Below are 18,282 nucleotides of genomic sequence, written 5' to 3' on the forward strand. Positions count from 1 at the left end.
AAGGCGTCCGGCCTTAGTCTTCGCGGTAACGGCGCAGCTTCAGCTGCTTGCCGGCAACTCGTGTGTCCTTGAGCTTGGCCAGCAGACGGTCCAGACCGTCTTCCGGCAGCTCGACCAGGCTGAAGCTGTCACGCACCTGGATACGCCCGATGGATTCACGCACCAGGCCGCCTTCGTTGAGGATGGCACCCAACAGGTTCTTGGCGGCGATACCGTCGCGGGCCCCCAGGGCGGTGCGGCAACGCACGCGACCTTCAGCCAGTGGCATCGGGGCGCGGCGCTCGTGGCGCTCACCGCTACGCTCGCGCTGGGCGGAGGCGGTCGGCACCAGCGGCTGCTCACGCTCGACCGTGGCCAGGTCCAGCGATTGTCCGTTGGTCGCCTTGCTCAGCAGGGCGGCCGCCAGAGCGCGGGGGCTGCAACCGATATCCGCGGTCAGGCGGTCGAGCAGCTCGCCATGGCTGGCCTCGGCATCGGCCACCAGTGGCGCCAGGCTGTTGGTCAACTTCTTGATGCGCGCATCCAGCACGGCCTGGGCCGTGGGCAGGCGTACCTCGGCAACTTTCTGGCCGGTAACGCGCTCGATCACCTGAAGCATGCGGCGCTCACGTGGCGTGACCAGCAGCAGGGCACGACCATCGCGACCGGCACGGCCGGTACGGCCGATGCGGTGCACGTAGGATTCCGGATCGTACGGCATATCCACGTTGAACACGTGGGTGATACGCGGTACGTCCAGGCCACGGGCGGCAACGTCCGTAGCTACCACGATATCCAGGCGGCCGTCCTTGAGCGAGTCGATGACACGCTCGCGCTGGTTCTGCGCGATGTCGCCGTTCAGGGCCGCGGCCTTGTAGCCCTTGGCTTCCAGGGCGCTGGCCAGGTCCAGGGTAGCCTGCTTGGTGCGCACGAACGCGATCAGGGCGTCGAATTCCTCGACTTCCAGCAGGCGCAGCACCGCCGGCACCTTCTGGTCGGCGTGCACCAGCAGGTAAGCCTGGTCGATGGCCGATACGGTCTGGGTCTTGCTCTGGATCTTGACGTGCTTGGGTTCTTTGAGGTGACGCTCGGCGATCGCACGGATGGACGCCGGCAGCGTGGCCGAGAACAATACCGTCTGGCGGCTTTCCGGCATGGCGTCGAAGATCACTTCGAGGTCGTCCATGAAGCCCAGCTTGAGCATTTCGTCGGCTTCGTCGAGCACCAGGTGGTTGACGGTCGCCAGTACCTTCTCGTCGCGACGCAGGTGGTCGCAGAGCCGGCCGGGGGTTGCCACGACGATCTGCGCGCCGTTGCGAATGGCCTTGAGTTGCGGGCCCATCGGGGCACCGCCGTATACGGCTACGACGTTCACGCCAGGCATCTGCTTGGCATAGGTTTCGAACGCGGTAGCCACTTGCAGCGCCAACTCGCGGGTTGGCGCCAGGATCAGGGCTTGCGGCTCGCGCTTGCTCGGGTCGATACGGTGCAGGATCGGCAGAGCGAACGCGGCGGTCTTGCCGGTGCCGGTCTGCGCCTGGCCGATCATGTCGTGACCGGCGAGGATGATCGGAATCGACTGCTGCTGGATCGCGGAGGGTTCTTCATACCCCGTGGCGATGACTGCGGCAACGATGCTTGGATGGAGTTCGAGCGCGGCGAAGCCGCCGGTTTCCTGGGTCATGGGTCTGCCTCTAAGTGCATCCGCAAAGACCCATGCTCCAAAGTTGCACATGCCGTAAGACTTCGAGAGTCACCCTGGCAACTTTGGCGGCGGGGATTTGCGAAAACGATTGATGAATGAATCGTCAGGGAGAGCCCGCTAGCGCGGACGTCAGCCGAAGCTGTCTTCGGAGAAACTACCTAAACGTGGCCCCGTTGAAAGGCCGGCGCGCATCATACCCGAAAAGCTGGCCACGGGGTGAGTTTTTTCGTCGGCAAGACAGCGCTGCCCCGCTGTCTGCTCGAGGCTTGGCTCAGGAGGCTGGCCGCAGCGCGTCGAGCAACCCGTCGAGCCGATAACCCAGGCGCGGCGCCAGGGCCTCGCAGCGCAGGCGCAGGGAAGCGGCATCCAGGGTCTGGTCCAGCGTCGCTGGCACGATCAGAATGACGTTTCCTTCCTTGACCGGCAGCTCCCAGTAGTGCCGATGGTACAAGCCGCGCAGCAAGGCCGCGCCCAAGGGCCTGCCTTCGTCGGTGGCCCACTGGTTGATGATCAGCCAGCCACCCGGGTTGAGCCGCTGCTGGCATTGTTCCAGGAACCGCCAGGCCAGGTGCGCGACACCCGGCCCCTGGTCAGTGTAGAGATCAACGAACACCAGGTCGGCCTGCTCGGCGCTTGGCAGCAACTCCAGGGCGTCGCCCACCCGAATGTACAGCCGTGGGTCATCGGCCAGCCCCAGGTAGTCCATGGCCAGGCGCGGCACCGCCTCGCGAAGTTCGATGCACTCCACGTCCTCGAGCGGCAGGAAGGCCAGACAGGCCTGGGTCAGGGTCCCGCCCCCCAGGCCCAGGAACAGGGCTGTTTCAGGGCGCTCATGGCAAAGCGCCCCCAACAGCATTGCGCGGGTATAGTCGTATTCAAGCCAGGCGGGATCGGGCATGAAAACGCAGCTCTGCTCAATGGCCTCGCCAAATTCCAGGAAGCGGTAATCCCCTACTTCCCAGACCTTGATGATGCCGTGCGGGTCGTGGACTTCGGCAAGCAGGCGTTCTTCGGACGCGGGCGGAGCGGGCGTATCCACGGCGGTTCGTTCATCGGGCTGGAAAGCGCCATTGTCCCCCACCCCGACCGGAACCGCCAGCGCTACCCCACCTGGACGATCTGGTAACATCCCTGCCCCGCTTCTCCACACCTGAGGTCACCCATGCCTGCCCCCTGGAGTCCCGACAGCTGGCGCACACTGCCCATCCGCCAACAACCCGGCTATCCCGATGCCGCCCACCTGGCCAAGGTCGAAGCAACCCTGGGGAGCTTCCCGCCGCTGGTCTTCGCTGGCGAGGCCCGGGAACTGCGGCGCCAGTTCGCCGAGGTTACCCAGGGCCGGGCGTTTCTGCTCCAGGGCGGCGATTGCGCCGAAAGCTTCGCCGAATTTTCCGCCGCCAAGATCCGCGACACCTTCAAGGTGCTGTTGCAGATGGCAGTGGTAATGACCTTCGCCGCCGGTTGCCCCGTGGTCAAGATCGGCCGCATGGCCGGCCAGTTCGCCAAGCCACGCTCCGGCGACACCGAAACCCAGGGCCAGGTTACGCTGCCTGCCTACCGGGGCGACATCGTCAATGGCATCGGTTTCGACGAGCACAGCCGCACGCCGGACCCGGAGCGGCTGCTGCAGGCCTACCATCAATCCACCGCCAGCCTGAACCTGCTACGCGCTTTCGCCCAGGGCGGCTTCGCCGACCTGCACCAGGTACATCGCTGGAACCTGGATTTCATCGCCAACTCTGCCCTGGCCGACAAGTACCACCGGCTGGCCGACCGCATCGATGAGACCCTGGGGTTCATGCGCGCCTGCGGGCTGGACAACCTTCCGCAATTGCGGGAAACCAGTTTTTTCACCGCTCACGAGGCCTTGCTGCTCAATTACGAGCAAGCCTTCGTGCGGCGCGACAGCCTGACCAACGACTGGTACGACTGTTCGGCTCACATGCTCTGGATCGGCGATCGCACCCGTCAGGTAGACGGCGCCCATGTGGAATTCCTGCGTGGCGTGAACAACCCCATCGGCGTCAAGGTAGGGCCCAGCATGGACAGCGAGGACCTGCTGCGCCTGATCGACATCCTCAATCCGGACAATGACCCAGGGCGATTGAACCTGATCGTCCGCATGGGCGCTGGCAAGGTGGGCGAGCATCTGCCGCGCCTGCTGCGTGCCGTACGGGACGAGGGCCGGCAAGTGCTATGGAGCTGCGACCCCATGCATGGCAATACCATCAAGGCCAGTAGCGGCTACAAGACCCGGGACTTCGCTCAGATCCTGGGCGAGGTGAAGGATTTCTTCGCCGTGCACCAGGCCGAAGGCACCTATGCCGGTGGTATTCATATCGAGATGACCGGGCAGAATGTCACCGAATGCATCGGCGGTTCACGCCCCATCACCGAAGATGGCCTCTCGGACCGCTACCATACCCATTGCGACCCTCGCCTCAATGCCGATCAATCGCTGGAGCTGGCCTTCATGATCGCTGAAACCATGAAGGCGGTCCGGGGAAGCCAGCGCGGCTGACACCTGTCACTCACCTGCGTAGCCCTCGCTAGCCGGCACCACGGCCCGCTACCCACTGAGGCTTCCAGCTTCAGCGGCCTTTGCCGAGGGGGTCGTCCCAGAAAGGACGCTCCGCCTCGGCGGCCACGTCGGCTCGGCTCAGGCCCAGGTCATGCAGCGTACTATCGCTGAGCGCGGCCAGCTGGCGTCTCTGGCACGCCAGCTCCCGCCAGCGGGCCAGACGAGCCAGAATGCCCTTGGCCATGCCGGTCTCAATCCTTGGGCGATACGCCTGGGGAAACACCTGCAAGAATCCTCGCTGACCTTTCATCACGTTACCCTCCGTTTTGGATAGGCAAAGTGTCTACCTGGCGTTAGGATCAATCTAACGAATGTTTCTTATCCCTGGCATCTGCGGGCTTGATGAATGGCGACCTATCCCAGCATCGATTCGGACGTACTGCGCACCTTCGTAGCCATCGCTGACCAAGGCGGCTTCACTCGAGCCGGCGAGCAGGTCAATCGCACCCAGTCGGCGGTGAGCATGCAGATGAAACGCCTGGAGGAAGATATCCTGCAACGTCGGCTGTTCGAACGGGACGGCCGGCAGGTACGGCTAACGGCCGAAGGCCAGGTGTTGCTGGGATACGCGCGGCGGATCCTCAAGCTGCATAGCGAAGTATTCAACACCTTGCGCGCCCCGCACATGGTCGGCACCGTGAAGATAGGCACGCCGGATGACTACGCCATGCGTTTCCTGCCCGGCATCCTGTCGCGCTTCGCCGAGGCTTACCCCTTGGTGCAAGTGGAGGTGCACTGCGAGACGTCTCGACAATTGCTCACTCGGCAGGATCTGGACCTGACCATCATTACTCGTGAGCCCGGCCATGAACTGGGGCAGTTGCTCAGGCAGGAACGCTTCGTCTGGGCTGAAGCGAGCGGTTACTCGCCTCACGAGAAGGACCCTATCCCCCTGGCCATGTTCAATACCGACTGTTTCTGTCGAGCCTGGGCCTGCAACGCCTTGGATACCCAAGGCAGAGCCTACAGGATCGCCTACAGCAGCCCGAGCCTGGCGGCCATCATGGCGGTGGTGACCGCCGGCCTGGCCGTCACCGCCCAGTTGCGCAGCCTGATCCCGGCGGACATGCGCATCCTCGGCGAGGCCGACGGCCTACCGGAATTGCCCTTGGCCAACGTGATGCTCTTGCGGGCCAACCATGCCCAATCACCCATGACCGAATCGCTCGCCGACTTCATTGTCGAGGGTTTCCGCCTATGATCAGGCCTTCAGGGCCAGCATGACCGCGCAGACCACCAGGAAGCCACAGAAGGCCCCTCGCAACGCGCGCTCCGGGAGCGCATAGGCAATACGCACGCCCCAACTGATGCTCAGCAGCCCGCCCGCAGCCATGGCCAGGCCCATGGGCCAGTTCACATGGTCATGAAGTGCATAGGTCACCAAAGTAATGCCGGTGCTGGGCGCAGCCAGTGCAAGGGAGAGCCCTTGGGCAACGACCTGGGAGGCGCCGAACACGGCAGTCAGCGCAGGGGTAACGACCACCGCCCCACCCACCCCGAACAGGCCGCCCATGAAGCCCGCCACGCCGCCCAGCAGGCCCAGGGCTGGCCATCCATGCTCGCGGCGCTGCGTCGGCGTCGCTTGTCGCCAGAACAGTCGAGCCAGGTTCATCAGTGCCAGGAAAAGCAGAAACCCGATAAAACCTTTGCGCATGAGGCCGGCATCCAGGCCGACCGCCGACAGTGACCCGAGCCAGGCACATACCAGCCCGGCCAAGCCAAGGGCCAAGGCATCTCGAGGATCGATGCGGTTACGCTGGTGATAACGCCATAGCGCCAGCAGAACGTTGGGCACCACCATCACCAGGGCGGTACCCTGCGCCAGTTGCTGGTCAAGCCCGAACAGCAGACCCAGGGCGGGGATGGCGATCAAGCCGCCGCCAATGCCGAACAGCCCACCCAGCGTACCCAATACCGCCCCGAACAACCCGTAGCCTACCCACTCCAGCATGACCACCCTCCGCGAAAAAACGCATCGTACGGCAAATGAACATTTAACGAACTTCTGATTGGCTTCATGGTTCGAAATTTTCAGGTTGCTTGCCGCGGTAGCGATAGAGCCGACAGGGATTGAATGGCACACTAAATAACCGAGCGCAAATTTATCGTCATTCGACATCAAGGATCAGCATGAAAGCCGAACATTCTTCCAAACAGGCGGCCGACTCCGGCGATCACTTGCTGCTGGATAACCAGCTTTGCTTTGCCCTTTATTCCACTTCATTGCTCATGACCAAGGTCTACAAGCCGCTGCTCAGCAAGCTGGGCCTTACCTACCCTCAGTACTTGGCCATGCTGGTGCTATGGGAGCGCGACGGCATGACGGTGGGCGAGATCAGCACTCGCCTGTTGACGGATCCCGGTTCCTTGACCCCGCTGCTCAAGAGACTTGAAAGCCTGGGCCTTCTTAGCAGAACCCGAAGCAAGGAAGACGAGCGCGTCGTGATCGTCAACCTCACTCAAGCCGGACGGCAGCTACGCGATGACGCCTTGCAGATACCGGCCTGCGTTTTTGGCGCGGTCGCGCTGAGCCCGCCGGAGCTACGCGCCCTTCAGGAGCGCTTGCTGGAATTGCGTGGTCGTCTACAGGACAACGTCTGATCCCCGTCGGGCGGTAGCTCTACCGCCCGTCTCCACAGGCTCGAATTATCCAACATCCTCCTTGCGTAGCCGACACGAGCGAGTTAATGTCACTTCCATATTATCTTGCACGCAAAATAACGCTGCACAATACAAGGAGCTTCCCATGCAAACTCTCTACACCGCTTCCGCCACTTCCACCGGGGGCCGTGACGGCCGCTCAGTCTCCAGCGATGGGGCCCTTGACGTTTCCCTCGCCACGCCCAAGGCCCTGGGCGGCGCTGAGGGCACCGGCACCAATCCGGAACAACTGTTCGCCGCAGGTTATTCAGCGTGCTTCATCGGCGCGTTGAAGTTCGTGGCTGGTCAGCAGAAGCGCACTCTTCCAGCCAATACCTCGATCACCGCTGAAGTAGGCATTGGACAGATCGAAGGTGGTTTTGGCCTGGACATCGACCTGCGCATCAGCCTGCCTGGCCTGGATCAGAGCGATGCCGAGGCGCTGGTGGCCAAGGCGCATCAGGTCTGCCCCTACTCCAACGCAACGCGGGGCAATGTGGACGTTCGCTTGCACGTCGCGGTGTAAGAAACCGGCCCATAAAAAAACCCGGCACAAAAATTGCCGGGTTTTTTTATGGGCCAAGCCCTTACTTCTTGCTGCGGCCCTTGAAGGAACCGTCGCGGGTATCGATATCGATGAAGTCGTCGATGTTCACGAAATCCGCGACCTGGATTTCGGTGCCGTTCTTCAGCTTGGCGGTTTTCATGACCTTGCCGGAGGTATCGCCACGGGCAGCGTTCTCGGTGTAGTCCACCTGACGGCTGATGGTGGTCGGCAGCTCGACGGACACCAGGCGGCCTTCGAAGAATACCGCTTCACAGATGTCTTCCATGCCTTCTTCGATGTAGGGCAGAACGGCCTCGATGTCTTCGGCGTTCAGCTCGTACATGGTGTAGTCGGTGGTGTCCATGAAGGTGTAGGTGTCGCCACTGATGTAGGACAGCGTGGCTTCCTTGCGATCGAGAATCACGTCATCCAGCTTGTCATCGGCGAAGTACACGGTCTCGGTCTTGTAGCCGGTCAGCAGATTCTTCAGCTTGGTCTTCATGATCGCGCTGTTACGGCCGGACTTGGTGAATTCGGCCTTCTGCACCAGCCAGGGATCGTTGTCGATCCGCAGTACGGTACCGGGTTTGAGCTCTTTACCAGTTTTCATTACGCAATTCCGAATAAGGTGGAGACGTGTCGTAGCCGCGTATCATAGCGAATTTCGGCAAAACTGCACCAGCGCCGTGGCAAGGTCCGGCCGGGTGGCCAACTCCTCGCACCACTGTCGCGCATAACGACGCAATGTCGGCCAGTGTGCCGCCAGCGCGGCCCAGCCACTGGCCATGTCCCCGTCCATGTTCCAGGCTCGCCATACAGTGCGCAAGGCATCGGCTGCCGCTTCAGGCATCGCCGCGGTGTAGAGGCTCAGGAAGGCTTCGAGCTTTTCCCAGTGAGCGTAATCATCCTGATGATAGATGTGCCACAGCATGGGCCGGCTGGCCCATTGGGCGCGCACGAAAGAGTCCTCGCCTCGCACGGCGTTGAAATCGCAGGCCCAGAGTAGCCGGTCATAGTCAGGCTGAGACAGGAATGGCAGCACCTGGATGCTAAGCTGACCTCGCTGCAACAGGCTGCCGACCGCCAACGGTTCGCCTGCCCAGGCCTGTACGTCAGCCAGAGCGCGCCCCTCCGGAACCACTACCTGGATGCGGCCAGGCCCAATCGCCAACTGTTCGAACCAGCCGGCAATACCCGGATTTTCGTAGGCGAAGAGCGAAAGCAGCATTGTGCCCTCGGCCGGCTTGATCCCCAGGCTGCCCAGGAACGCCTGACGCTCGGGCTCGCTTTCCTGGAATGCCACACGCCGCTCCAGCAGGCCCGCCTCACGCAGCAGGCCCCCGGTGTCCTCCCGAAACCCTGGAAAGAAGAAGAACTTGCGCACGCCGCCGGATTTCATCGACGGCAGCCCATGACAGCCGCCCACCCAGGATTCGGCGCTCAGATAATCCAGGTTTACCCACACCGGCACCGGTCGCTGCCCCATGAGCCGCTGCTCATAGACTGTAGGCAGCTTGCAACCGAACGCTTCAATTACGACCTCGGCGACTGACGTATCGGGCCAAGGTTCGCGCCAATGGCAAACGTGAACCCCAGCGATGGTCTGCTCAGGGAGGCCGAGCCGGAGTTCCGGACATAGCCTGGCGAGCGCGGCGAGGTCGTCGATCCACAGACGCACCTCGATACCGTGCTCCTGAACCAATTGGCGGGCTAGGCGCCAGGTCACTCCAGCATCGCCGAAGTTGTCCACGACCTTGCAGAAAATATCCCATCGATGGGCCATGACGCTTCCGCTCGCTAGACAAAGCCGCCGATTGTGGCGGCCGCTGCAATCCTCGTAAAGCCTGTCGCCTGTGCCACACTGTTGTCTTGTCATCACAGGAGCCTGGCCATGCCTGCCCCGCCTTCGCATCCACCATCCCGAGCACCTGCCTCAGGCCTGCGCCTGACCTTGTTGATCGCCCTGGGCGTTTGGCTGGGCTTGCTGATGGCCGGCCTGACTGGCTGGTTGATACTCCGCTGGGCCGATGTCGGCCCGCTGGCCGTCGTGGCTACGGCTGCGCCACCCGCCAACCTGGCAGCGCCCGCTGGCCAGCGGCCTGCGGCCTCCCCTCCAGCACCGAGCAGTGCCATGCCCGCGGCGGCGCCGAGCCCCGACGGAATGTTTGACCAATACCAGCGCAACCTTGAAGCATTGAACCTTCGTCAGTTGGAGGAAGCCGCGCGGGCGAATCCGGCGAATCTTAACAACCCCAAATGTCAATTCTGGCTCGAGCAAGCGCGTACCGCGCCGGCACCCAACAATCAGGAAAATATTGCAAGGTTCTGCGCACCATGAACAAAGAACAACTGGTGGCCTGCATAGTCACCGCCTTGGCACGGGATCTGGCCATCGCGGAACGGGCCGCGCAAACAGCCTACGAAGCGGCGACCCATGAGGAAAACATTGCCGAGAACAAATACGACACGCTCGGGCTCGAAGCCTCCTATCTGGCCACAGGCCAGGCCCGGCGCATGGCCGAAATCAGGCAGGCGTTGACGCGCCTGAAGGACATGCCTGTTCGGGATCATCAGTCAGACCTGGGAATACAGGTCGGCGACTATGTAGAGCTGGAGACACCCGACGGAAGCCTTCGCTGCCTGTTCCTGGCCCCTGACGCAGCGGGGCTGAGCGTCCGGGACCAGGAGAGGTCGATCACCGTGATCACACACAATGCCCCACTGGGGCGGGCACTATTGCGCCAGGCGGAAGGCGAAGAGATCGACGTACAGGTCGCCGGCCGGCTGCAGCGCTATCGGATTGTGCGGGCCTGCTAGGCGATGGCTTTCAGCCGAGACGACACCGGATGCACAAGCTGACGCCTGCGCAAGACCCACGGCAAAAAGCCCCGCAAGCGATGCCTGCAGGGCTTTCTTTGTGTGGCGGTGAGGAAGGGATTCGAACCCTTGATACAGTTTCCTGTATACACACTTTCCAGGCGTGCTCCTTCAACCACTCGGACACCTCACCGAAGCTCTTCACACGCTCAGTGTGTCGAGGCGCGCTAATGTAGTCGAAAGCCTTTTCCATGGCAACGTTTTTTTATGCTTTTCATGCGGTTAAGCGAAACACGCTTTAACGCAGGCCTTTCTGGCTCCAGCGAGCCGCGGCCGTTCTGGATTTGAAAGCCTATCCAGACGTGACCCATAGGTCAGCCGCCGTGCTTTACCGGAACCATGGTGCCAGGTAACGTTTGCGCTCAAACCTCATGGAGCCAGCTTATGTCCGACCTGATCGACTACCGCCTCGAAGAAGGCGTAGCCACCTTGACCCTGAACAATGGCAAGGTCAACGCTATCTCTCCGGCCATGATAGAAGCATTCAACCGGGCGCTGGACCAGGCCGAGCAGGATCGCGCCCTAGTGGTGATCGCCGGCCAGCCCGGCATTCTGTCAGGGGGGTATGACCTCAAGGTGATGACAGCCGGCCCACTGGAGGCGGTGGAGCTGGTCACCGCCGGCTCTACCCTGACGCGCCGTTTGCTGTCGCATCCGCAGCCTGTGATCGTCGCTTGCAGCGGGCATGCGGTGGCCAAGGGCGCGTTCCTGCTATTGGCCGCCGATTACCGCATCGGTGTCGAAGGGCCGTTCCATATCGGTCTCAACGAGGTAATGATCGGCATGACCATGCACCAGGCCGGCATCGAGCTCGCACGCGACCGCCTGCGTCGTTCGGCCTTCCACCGGGCAGTGATCTGCGCCGAAATGTTCGATCCGCAAGGTGCGCTGAGCGCGGGCTTCCTGGACGAGGTGGTGCCTGCCCAAGGTTTCCCCGAGGCGGTGGAACGCGCGGCGCAGCGCTTGAAGTCCCTGAACCCCTCGGCCCATCGCAACACCAAGCTGAAGGTGCGCCAGGGCTTGCTGTCGGCCCTGGATGCCGCCATCGCCGAAGATCGAGCCCAGTTCAAGATCGCCTGAGGCCGGCTCGCCGCGGACACGATGTCATTTGCCGCTGGAAGGCCGCGACCTTACACTGCGTGGCCTTCGCAACGAGAGTCGCCAGCATGCTCTATTTCGTCCGCATGGCCTTGCTGGGCCTGAACTTCCTTCTGGGTGCCGTGGTGGGCCTGTGCGTGGGCGTGGTGCGGCCGTTCAACCCGGATAACAACCGCCTGTTCGCGCGGCTGTACAGCTGGCCCGCCGTGCCACTCATGGGATTGCGTGTGGAGGCAGAGGTCCAGAGTCTTCAGGACCAACCGCCGGGTTTCGTGATCATCGCCAACCACCAATCCAACTTCGATGTGTTCTTCCTGGCGTCCATCGTGCCACGGCGCATGGCCTGCATCGGCAAGAAGAGCCTGGGCTGGGTGCCTTTGTTCGGCCAACTCTTCTGGCTGGGAGGCAATGTACTGCTCAACCGCGACAATGCCTACCAGGCGCGCCGCGCACTGCAGACGACCAGCCGAGTGCTGCGCGACCAGCGAACCTCCATCTGGATTTTTCCCGAAGGCACCCGCAACTCAGGCGAACGCCTGCTGCCCTTCAAGAAAGGCGCGTTCATGATGGCCGTAGACGCGGGGGTGCCCATAGTGCCTGTATGCGTCAACCGTTACCTTGGGTCGTTGGACTTCAATCGCCGCCACAGCGGCGAGCTGCGGGTTCGTTCGCTGGCCCCGATTCCAACCGCAGGGCTTACCGCGAAGGACATCCCTGACCTGATGGCCCGCTGTCACGGCGCCATGCAGACATGCATCGATGAACTGTCCGCCAGCACTGAACTGCAAGCGCAAGCGTCACTCTGAACAGCGAGATCAGCAGAGAGCCAAACACCATGGGGCGAGTGGTAGCCGCGGCAGTCTACAGCGCAGGCAAGAAAGTGACCGACATCGAGTTGCAGGCAGGACGCCAATGGGCCTGCCAGCCTGGGCATTTCGTCTGGATCGGCCTGGAAGAACCGGATGCCGCCACGCTCAAGCTGCTCCAGGAGCAATTCGGGCTGCATGACCTGGCCGTGGAAGATGCGCTGGAACGACACAGCCGTCCCAAGCTGGAAACCTTTGGCGACGCGCTTTTCATCGTCACTTACTCCCCGGTTCGCCGGGACGGCAAGCTGGAGTTCATCGAAACCCATATTTTCGCTGGCAAAGGCTATGTCATCACCTGCCGTAACGGGCATTCGGCTTCCTACGCCCTGGTGCGCCAGCGCTGTGAGGCGCGCCCTCTTCTTCTGGAGCATGGCGAGGATTTCGTGCTCTATGCCATCCTGGATTTCGTCACCGAGTGTTATCAGCCCGTGACAGAGAGCATTCACCAGGAAATCGAGGCTCTGGAGCATAACGTGCTCAGCCAGGCGTTGAACGAAAGCGACATCCACTGCCTGCACGGGCTGCGCCGTGATCTGCTGAGGATGCGACGCTACCTCGCCCCTATGGTGGAGATTAGCGAAGAACTACAGCGGCTAGACTTCCCCTTCATCGACCGGAACATGCGGCCGTATTTCAGAGACGTCCAGATTCACGTCAACCGGCAGATGGAAGACCTCACCGGCATCCGCGACATCGCCAGCCAGACCATCGAGATCGGGATGCTCCTCGAATCGGCGCGGCAAAGCGTCACCCAGCGCAAATTCGCCGCCTGGGCCGCTATCCTGGCCTTTCCGACGGCGGTGGCAGGCATCTACGGTATGAATTTCGAAAACATGCCCGAGCTGACCTGGCATTACGGCTACTACATCGTGCTGGGGGTCATTGGCCTTGGCTGCGCCGGGCTTTTCGCCAGCTTCAAGCGCTCGGGCTGGCTCTGATACAGGCCGACGGGACGCAGCGAAGCGACCCGACCGCAAGGTTTACAATGCCTATTCTCCAGCTGACGCTGGATCCCGGACGGTACGCCCGCGGCTCCGCCGGGCTTCTGCACGAATCAGCTGCGGGGCGTGGCTACGAAACGCATCATCCACTCGGCGACAGTCGCGCCATCATGGTCCCGGGCCAGGCTGGCCAGCGCTGCCTGCCGCACATCTTCACCCAGATGCTGCTGGCGAAGGTCCAGCAGCGCCCGTGAATAGTCATGAACGAATTCGGGATGGCCTTGGAAGCAAAGCACCTGGTCGTTGATCTGGTATGCGGCATAAGGACAGAACTCGCTGGAGGCGACCACGGTGGCCCCTTCCGGCAGTTCGGTGACCTGATCCTGATGGCTGATCAGCAAGGTAAGGTCGCCTTCGTGCGCGGTCATCCAGGGCGCCTTGGCATGCAGTTGATAACTGTGGTTGCCCAGGCCCCAGCCTTGCTCGGCACGCTGAGCCCGGCCACCGAGCAGCAATGCCAGCAGTTGATGGCCGAAGCAGACACCCAGCAACTTGTCGCCCCGTTTGTAGCGATCCAGCAGGAACGCTTTCAAGGTTTCAATCCATGGATCATTTCCGAAGGAATCCGCCTTGCTGCCGGTCACCAGGTAAGCATCATAGGCTGCATCTTCAGGCGGATAGTGACCCTCCACCACATTGAACACCTCGAATTCCGCGGCCACTGGCTGACGCTTGAACAGCTCTTTGAACATCGCGCCATAACCGGTGAACTGCTCGACCAGCTCAGGGCGAATGTGGTCGGTTTCGAGGATGCAGATGCGCAACGACATGGGTATCGGTCTCGGGTCGAAACAAGCGGGATTGCTTGCTCGCAGCGTGCATCCTAATGCCTTGCAAAGCAATAGCGTCGACAGACGAACGGTCGTTTGGCATAAAACGACCCTGCAAGCTGTCTAGGTCAGCGCACTGAAACGATACGGCAGAGAGTTTCAGATCTTTTTGGTGTAAAACTCTCGATGATTAAAACATTTCGCGCTGGACACCGCCGTCCTCGCTTCTACAGTTAAGCAAGTGTTCCGGTCGCGCCGGCCGCTCGCCCGCGCACCGCGACCAGCCAACAGGCAGTGAAGCCGCCCCAGGCAGCGGGGTGGCGCTGGTCAACAAGAAGAAAGGCACTGTTCATGTTTAGACATCCCAAGATTCGCCAGGCGAGCTTGATCGTCCTGGCTACCACCCTGTTATTGATCTTGCCGAACCTGGGGCGTTTGTTCGGCTGACGATCGCAGTTGCCTTCGCTCGAGGGCCCGTATCGTTCGAAGGGTGCGCTTCCCGCTTCGCCCGGGGAACAGCCACATCCGCAAGGCGCTGCAGTGCCTGGCCAGTTAGGACGCCGCTATCAAGGGAATAGTCAATCTCGATTTCTTCACATCTGCCGTCCCAGGCAAACTACTCCCATGACGGCACAGGGTGCCGACGCTCTGCTTCCCATTCGGCCACCGTTTCGGTGGCCTTTTTTTTGGAGAGCGGCTCAGGCCTGGTGGCGAGGCAGCCGGTGCTTGACGCCCCAGCCTTCGATTTCCCCGCCCAAGGGTTCTACGACAGACTCGAAATTCTGCTCGAATTCGCCGATACCGAACCGGGTGGCATACATCAGTTTGGACAATTCCAGGTCCCAGGCCCCGTCTTCCCGCTCCTTTATCTGGGCATTGAGTGATTCGCCGCGAAAGTGCCCGGCGGCTGCCCGAGCGCGGTCTTCGTCTGGGAACACGGCATAGAACTCGATAGGGTGAATGCTGGCGAAATCGAAACCGCCCTCTTTCATCTTGCGCAGTAGCAGGGTGCTGATGTCTTCCTGATGGGCATTGCTCATGGCGGGTCCTCCTCACAGCGATGGATAGACTTTCCGTGGTGCCGGCGATGCCGGCCCCTTGCATGACGCCTGCTGAACGCTTGCTTGAGAATCTGCCGGAGCCAGGTCCGCGCTCAAGCCACCTCGTCGATGGCGGTGATCTTCACGCCGTTCTGCTCCTCCAGCCATTTGGCCGTTGGCGCCTCGGCGCGATCCTGGAAGTCGTTCAGGTCTACCTTTTCAATGACCGGGAACAGATGGGCGCGAATGGCGCGGGCGGCCTCCTCGTCACTGGGCCGGTCGGCACAGGCCAAGGACAAACGGGTCGGGACACCCTTCTGGTCAACGAAGGTGATTTCCCAGTTTTTCATCGGTATCTCCCTCAGGCCATGGATGAATGTCAGGCAGCTTGCCTGCCCATAATGGACCGAGCTACGGGCGGGGTTGTTCCGACTGTTTTCGAGCCAAGCGCCCCACTGTGAAAAAGCAGCCCGGAATAAAGCCGATGGGCTGTCTTGCGGAGCGTGCGAACCCTCACTACCTTTAGCGCCTTTCCGATGCTTGCCCAGGAGCCTGTCCATGGCGTTGTCTGCATTCCGCCACCGTTTGCCTCGTTTCAGCCTTGCCACGGCCATCGCCGGCGCACTTGGGCTAGCCGGTTGCCAGACCTGGGTGGACGACCGCAACAGCGAAAGCCTGCCGCCAACCATGGGGGTCCAGGCCCTCAAAGGCCTGGGCCAGAACGTATCGGTGCGGCGCAATACCCTGGGCATGCCGCTGATCGAAAGCAGCAACTTCCATGATGCGCTGTTCGCGCTGGGCTACGTGCATGCCAGCGACCGTATCAGCCAGATGGTCAGCATGCGCCTGCTGGCCCAGGGCCGACTGGCGGAAATGGTCGGGCCCGCGGTACTGGACGGCGACCGGCTGATGCGTACCCTGGACCTCAAGCGCAAGGCCCACGACCTCTACACGGCCGCCTCGCCGCGCCTGCGCAACTTTTTCGAGATCTACGCCCGGGGCGTCAACGCCTGGCTGTTCCGGTACCAGAACAAGCTGCCCATGGACCTGGCTCAATCAGGCTATAAGCCGGAATACTGGACAGGGGAAGACTCGGCCCTGGTGTTCTGCCTCATGAACTTCAGCCTGCAGATGAACCTGCAGGAGGAAATCAACAGCCTGGTATTGGCGCAAAAAGTGGGCGCAGACAAACTCGCCTGGCTGTTGCCTATCTACCCGGATGAACCCCTGCCCTTCGACGAGGCCGCTAAGCTCAAGGGCCTGGCTCTGGCTGGCCAATATCCAGGGCTGGCCAAGGTCAACGAACAGCTCGGCGCCTTCGGGCAACTGGGCGTAGCCGCGTCCAACAACTGGGCCCTGGCGCCTGAACGTAGCCGCAGCGGCAAGAGCCTGTTCGCCAACGACACGCACCTGCCGCTGGCCTTGCCCAGCGCCTGGAATTTCGTGCAGATCCGCGCGCCCAGGTTCCAGGCCGCCGGGGTTTCCCTGGCTGGCGTGCCCGCTATCGTCGCTGGCTTCAACGGTAAACTGGCCTGGGGCATGACCATGGTCATGGGCGACAACCAGGATGTGTTCCTGGAGCGTGTCAAGAAAGAAAATGGCGTGCTTCTCTACCAGGCCGACGGCAAGTGGGTGCGTGCCACTGCCCGAAACGAGACCTTCTTCGTCAAGGGCCAGCGTCCCGTGCGTGAGGTCATCTATGAGACCCGTCACGGGCCGCTGCTGAACACGGCACTGGGCGAGCGCAAGCTCGGCATACAGCCTGCCCCCTTCGCCAGCGGCTACGGTCTGGCCTTGCAAACACCGGACTTGAAGGATGACCGATCCCTGGACGCTTTCTTCAACCTGTCCCGGGCGCCAAGCGTGGAACGGGCCTTCGACTATGCCCGCGACATTCGCGCCATTGCGCTGAACATGGTCTTCGCCGACGCGGGCGACATCGGCTGGCAAGTGACCGGGCGCTATCCCAACCGCAAGGATGGCAAAGGCCTGGTTCCCTCCCCCGGCTGGGAAAGTCGCTATGACTGGGACGGCTATGCCGACCCCATGCTGCACCCTTACGACCAGGCGCCCGCCAGCGGCTGGCTAGGCACCGCCAACCAGCGTACCGCCCGGCCTGGCTATGGCATGCAGCTGTCCAGCTCCTGGTATTACCCTGAGCGCAGTGAGCGCCTCGCTCAGCTGGCCGCCACCGGCAGGCAGGACACGCGCTCGATGATCGCCTGGCAATACGACCAGACCACCCCCTTCGCGGCCAAGCTAAAGGCCATGTTCGAAGCGCCCGGCATGGCACAGCCGTTGAAAAAGGCCATCGATGCCTTGCCCGAATCGGACCGCGCCAAGGCGCGGGAAGCCCTGGCCAGGCTCATGGCGTTCAATGGCCAGCTGTCCGCCGGTTCCGCTGACGCGGCGCTGTACGAGCTGTTCCTTGACCAGAGCACGCGACAGACCTTCCTCGACGAGCTGGGCCCGGAAGACAGCCCAGCGTGGAAGGCCCTGGTCGCCAATGCGGACCAGTCCTATTCCGCTCAGGCGGACCACTTGCTGGGCCGCGACGACAGCCCCTTCTGGGATGACGTCCGCACACCCCAACAGGAAGACAAACCCGCCATCCTGGCCCGCAGCCTGGCCGAGGCCGTAAGCACGGGCGAACGCTTGCTCGGCGCGGACCACAAGCCGTGGCAGTGGGGCGCCTTGCACCAGTACCGCTGGACGACCGAAGGCAGCAGGCTGGCGCCTTGGCTGGACACCACCCAGCGTGCCGGCCTGGCAGCCCTGGACAGTTACCTCAACCGCGGCCCGGTCCCCGCCGGGGGCGACCACAGCACGCTCAACGCCGCGGCCTGGCATTGGGGCAGCAGCTTCGATGCCTGGCTGGTTCCAGCCATGCGTATCGTGGTGGACTTCGGCCAGCCCGAGCCGATGATCGGCCTCAACAGCACGGGCCAGTCTGGCAACCCGGCCAGCCCCCACTATGCCGATGGCATCCAGAACTGGCTCAAGGGGCAATACATGACCTTCCCCCTGCAGCCGCAGAACCTGGACAAAGCCTACGGCACCCAACGCCTGACCCTGACACCGCAGAAGTAGACCTCCATGACCGGCGCCGGTGCTCCATGGCCGGTGCCGGCGCGCACAGAACTTCCAGCGAAGCCGGCGGCTCTGAACAAGCAAG

At 62.3% G+C, this 18,282-nt stretch carries 18 protein-coding genes, 1 tRNA gene and 1 pseudogene; 10 read left to right on the forward strand and 10 right to left on the reverse strand.

The genetic code is table 11. The features are described 5' to 3' along the window. Positions 1-13: 13 nt before the first annotated feature. Positions 14-1,697, reverse strand: a pseudogene (locus BN1188_RS08645) (DEAD/DEAH box helicase). A gap of 258 nt (positions 1,698-1,955) precedes the next feature. After that, positions 1,956-2,813, reverse strand: a complete 858-nt coding sequence (locus BN1188_RS08650; RefSeq protein WP_232430909.1) for a spermidine synthase — start codon at positions 2,811-2,813, stop codon at positions 1,956-1,958. Positions 2,814-2,846: 33 nt separating this feature from the next. On the opposite strand from BN1188_RS08650, the gene BN1188_RS08655 reads away from it, so the two are divergent. Continuing rightward, a complete protein-coding gene (locus BN1188_RS08655) occupies positions 2,847-4,205 on the forward strand; it encodes a class II 3-deoxy-7-phosphoheptulonate synthase (RefSeq protein WP_040260992.1) in 1,359 nt (452 codons plus the stop codon). A gap of 70 nt (positions 4,206-4,275) precedes the next feature. Here the strand turns inward: BN1188_RS08655 and BN1188_RS08660 are convergent, their stop codons facing one another. Further along, positions 4,276-4,515 carry a DUF1127 domain-containing protein gene (locus BN1188_RS08660; RefSeq protein WP_040260993.1) on the reverse strand — a complete coding sequence of 80 codons (240 nt, stop codon included), beginning with the start codon at positions 4,513-4,515 and terminating at the stop codon, positions 4,276-4,278. A gap of 96 nt (positions 4,516-4,611) precedes the next feature. Between BN1188_RS08660 and BN1188_RS08665 the strand changes: the two genes are divergently transcribed. Further along, positions 4,612-5,466: a LysR substrate-binding domain-containing protein gene (locus tag BN1188_RS08665; RefSeq protein WP_040260994.1), complete on the forward strand. Its 855-nt coding sequence runs from the start codon at positions 4,612-4,614 to the stop codon at positions 5,464-5,466. Here the strand turns inward: BN1188_RS08665 and BN1188_RS08670 are convergent, their stop codons facing one another. Next, positions 5,467-6,216, reverse strand: a complete 750-nt coding sequence (locus BN1188_RS08670; protein WP_040260995.1) for a sulfite exporter TauE/SafE family protein — start codon at positions 6,214-6,216, stop codon at positions 5,467-5,469. 179 nt (positions 6,217-6,395) lie between these two features. On the opposite strand from BN1188_RS08670, the gene BN1188_RS08675 reads away from it, so the two are divergent. Then, positions 6,396-6,866 carry a MarR family winged helix-turn-helix transcriptional regulator gene (locus tag BN1188_RS08675; RefSeq protein WP_040260996.1) on the forward strand — a complete coding sequence of 157 codons (471 nt, stop codon included), beginning with the start codon at positions 6,396-6,398 and terminating at the stop codon, positions 6,864-6,866. A gap of 145 nt (positions 6,867-7,011) precedes the next feature. Continuing rightward, complete coding sequence (locus BN1188_RS08680) at positions 7,012-7,431, forward strand: organic hydroperoxide resistance protein (RefSeq protein ID WP_040260997.1); 420 nt, start codon at positions 7,012-7,014, stop codon at positions 7,429-7,431. A 61-nt stretch (positions 7,432-7,492) separates the two neighbouring features. Here the strand turns inward: BN1188_RS08680 and efp are convergent, their stop codons facing one another. After that, complete coding sequence (efp, locus tag BN1188_RS08685) at positions 7,493-8,062, reverse strand: elongation factor P (protein ID WP_040260998.1); 570 nt, start codon at positions 8,060-8,062, stop codon at positions 7,493-7,495. Between the two features lie 42 nt (positions 8,063-8,104). Next, positions 8,105-9,235: an elongation factor P maturation arginine rhamnosyltransferase EarP gene (gene earP, locus BN1188_RS08690; RefSeq protein WP_040260999.1), complete on the reverse strand. Its 1,131-nt coding sequence runs from the start codon at positions 9,233-9,235 to the stop codon at positions 8,105-8,107. 108 nt (positions 9,236-9,343) lie between these two features. Between earP and BN1188_RS08695 the strand changes: the two genes are divergently transcribed. Both BN1188_RS08695 and BN1188_RS08700 read left to right on the forward strand, forming a co-directional pair. Further along, a complete protein-coding gene (locus BN1188_RS08695) occupies positions 9,344-9,790 on the forward strand; it encodes a hypothetical protein (protein ID WP_040261000.1) in 447 nt (148 codons plus the stop codon). Further along, complete coding sequence (locus BN1188_RS08700; protein WP_040261001.1) at positions 9,787-10,269, forward strand: elongation factor GreAB; 483 nt, start codon at positions 9,787-9,789, stop codon at positions 10,267-10,269. The genes BN1188_RS08695 and BN1188_RS08700 overlap by 4 nt, the downstream gene beginning before the upstream one ends. Positions 10,270-10,372: 103 nt before the next feature. Here the strand turns inward: BN1188_RS08700 and BN1188_RS08705 are convergent. After that, positions 10,373-10,462: transfer RNA gene (locus BN1188_RS08705), tRNA-Ser, on the reverse strand. A gap of 251 nt (positions 10,463-10,713) precedes the next feature. Between BN1188_RS08705 and BN1188_RS08710 the strand changes: the two genes are divergently transcribed. From BN1188_RS08710 to BN1188_RS08720, 3 genes are all read left to right on the forward strand, one after another. Then, positions 10,714-11,409, forward strand: a complete 696-nt coding sequence (locus tag BN1188_RS08710) for a crotonase/enoyl-CoA hydratase family protein (RefSeq protein WP_040261002.1) — start codon at positions 10,714-10,716, stop codon at positions 11,407-11,409. 86 nt (positions 11,410-11,495) lie between these two features. After that, on the forward strand, positions 11,496-12,233 hold the full coding sequence (locus BN1188_RS08715) for a lysophospholipid acyltransferase family protein (protein WP_040261003.1): 738 nt from the start codon (positions 11,496-11,498) through the stop codon (positions 12,231-12,233). Positions 12,234-12,262: 29 nt separating this feature from the next. Further along, positions 12,263-13,234, forward strand: coding sequence for a magnesium and cobalt transport protein CorA (locus tag BN1188_RS08720; protein ID WP_040261004.1), 972 nt, complete (start codon positions 12,263-12,265; stop codon positions 13,232-13,234). 116 nt (positions 13,235-13,350) lie between these two features. Here the strand turns inward: BN1188_RS08720 and BN1188_RS08725 are convergent, their stop codons facing one another. The 3 genes from BN1188_RS08725 to BN1188_RS08735 form a co-directional block, all read right to left on the reverse strand. Continuing rightward, positions 13,351-14,067 carry an amidotransferase gene (locus BN1188_RS08725; RefSeq protein ID WP_040261005.1) on the reverse strand — a complete coding sequence of 239 codons (717 nt, stop codon included), beginning with the start codon at positions 14,065-14,067 and terminating at the stop codon, positions 13,351-13,353. Positions 14,068-14,765: 698 nt separating this feature from the next. Further along, entirely contained in the window at positions 14,766-15,107 is a 342-nt protein-coding gene (locus BN1188_RS08730; RefSeq protein ID WP_040261006.1) for a ribonuclease E inhibitor RraB, read from the reverse strand. 113 nt (positions 15,108-15,220) lie between these two features. After that, positions 15,221-15,457 (reverse strand): hypothetical protein, encoded by a 237-nt coding sequence (locus BN1188_RS08735; RefSeq protein WP_040261007.1) that lies wholly within the window; start codon positions 15,455-15,457, stop codon positions 15,221-15,223. A gap of 208 nt (positions 15,458-15,665) precedes the next feature. Between BN1188_RS08735 and BN1188_RS08740 the strand changes: the two genes are divergently transcribed. Beyond that, entirely contained in the window at positions 15,666-18,197 is a 2,532-nt protein-coding gene (locus BN1188_RS08740; RefSeq protein WP_040261008.1) for a penicillin acylase family protein, read from the forward strand. Positions 18,198-18,282: the final 85 nt, after the last annotated feature.

This window comes from Pseudomonas massiliensis, from assembly GCF_000826105.1.
In the GTDB taxonomy this organism is placed as follows: domain Bacteria; phylum Pseudomonadota; class Gammaproteobacteria; order Pseudomonadales; family Pseudomonadaceae; genus Aquipseudomonas; species Aquipseudomonas massiliensis.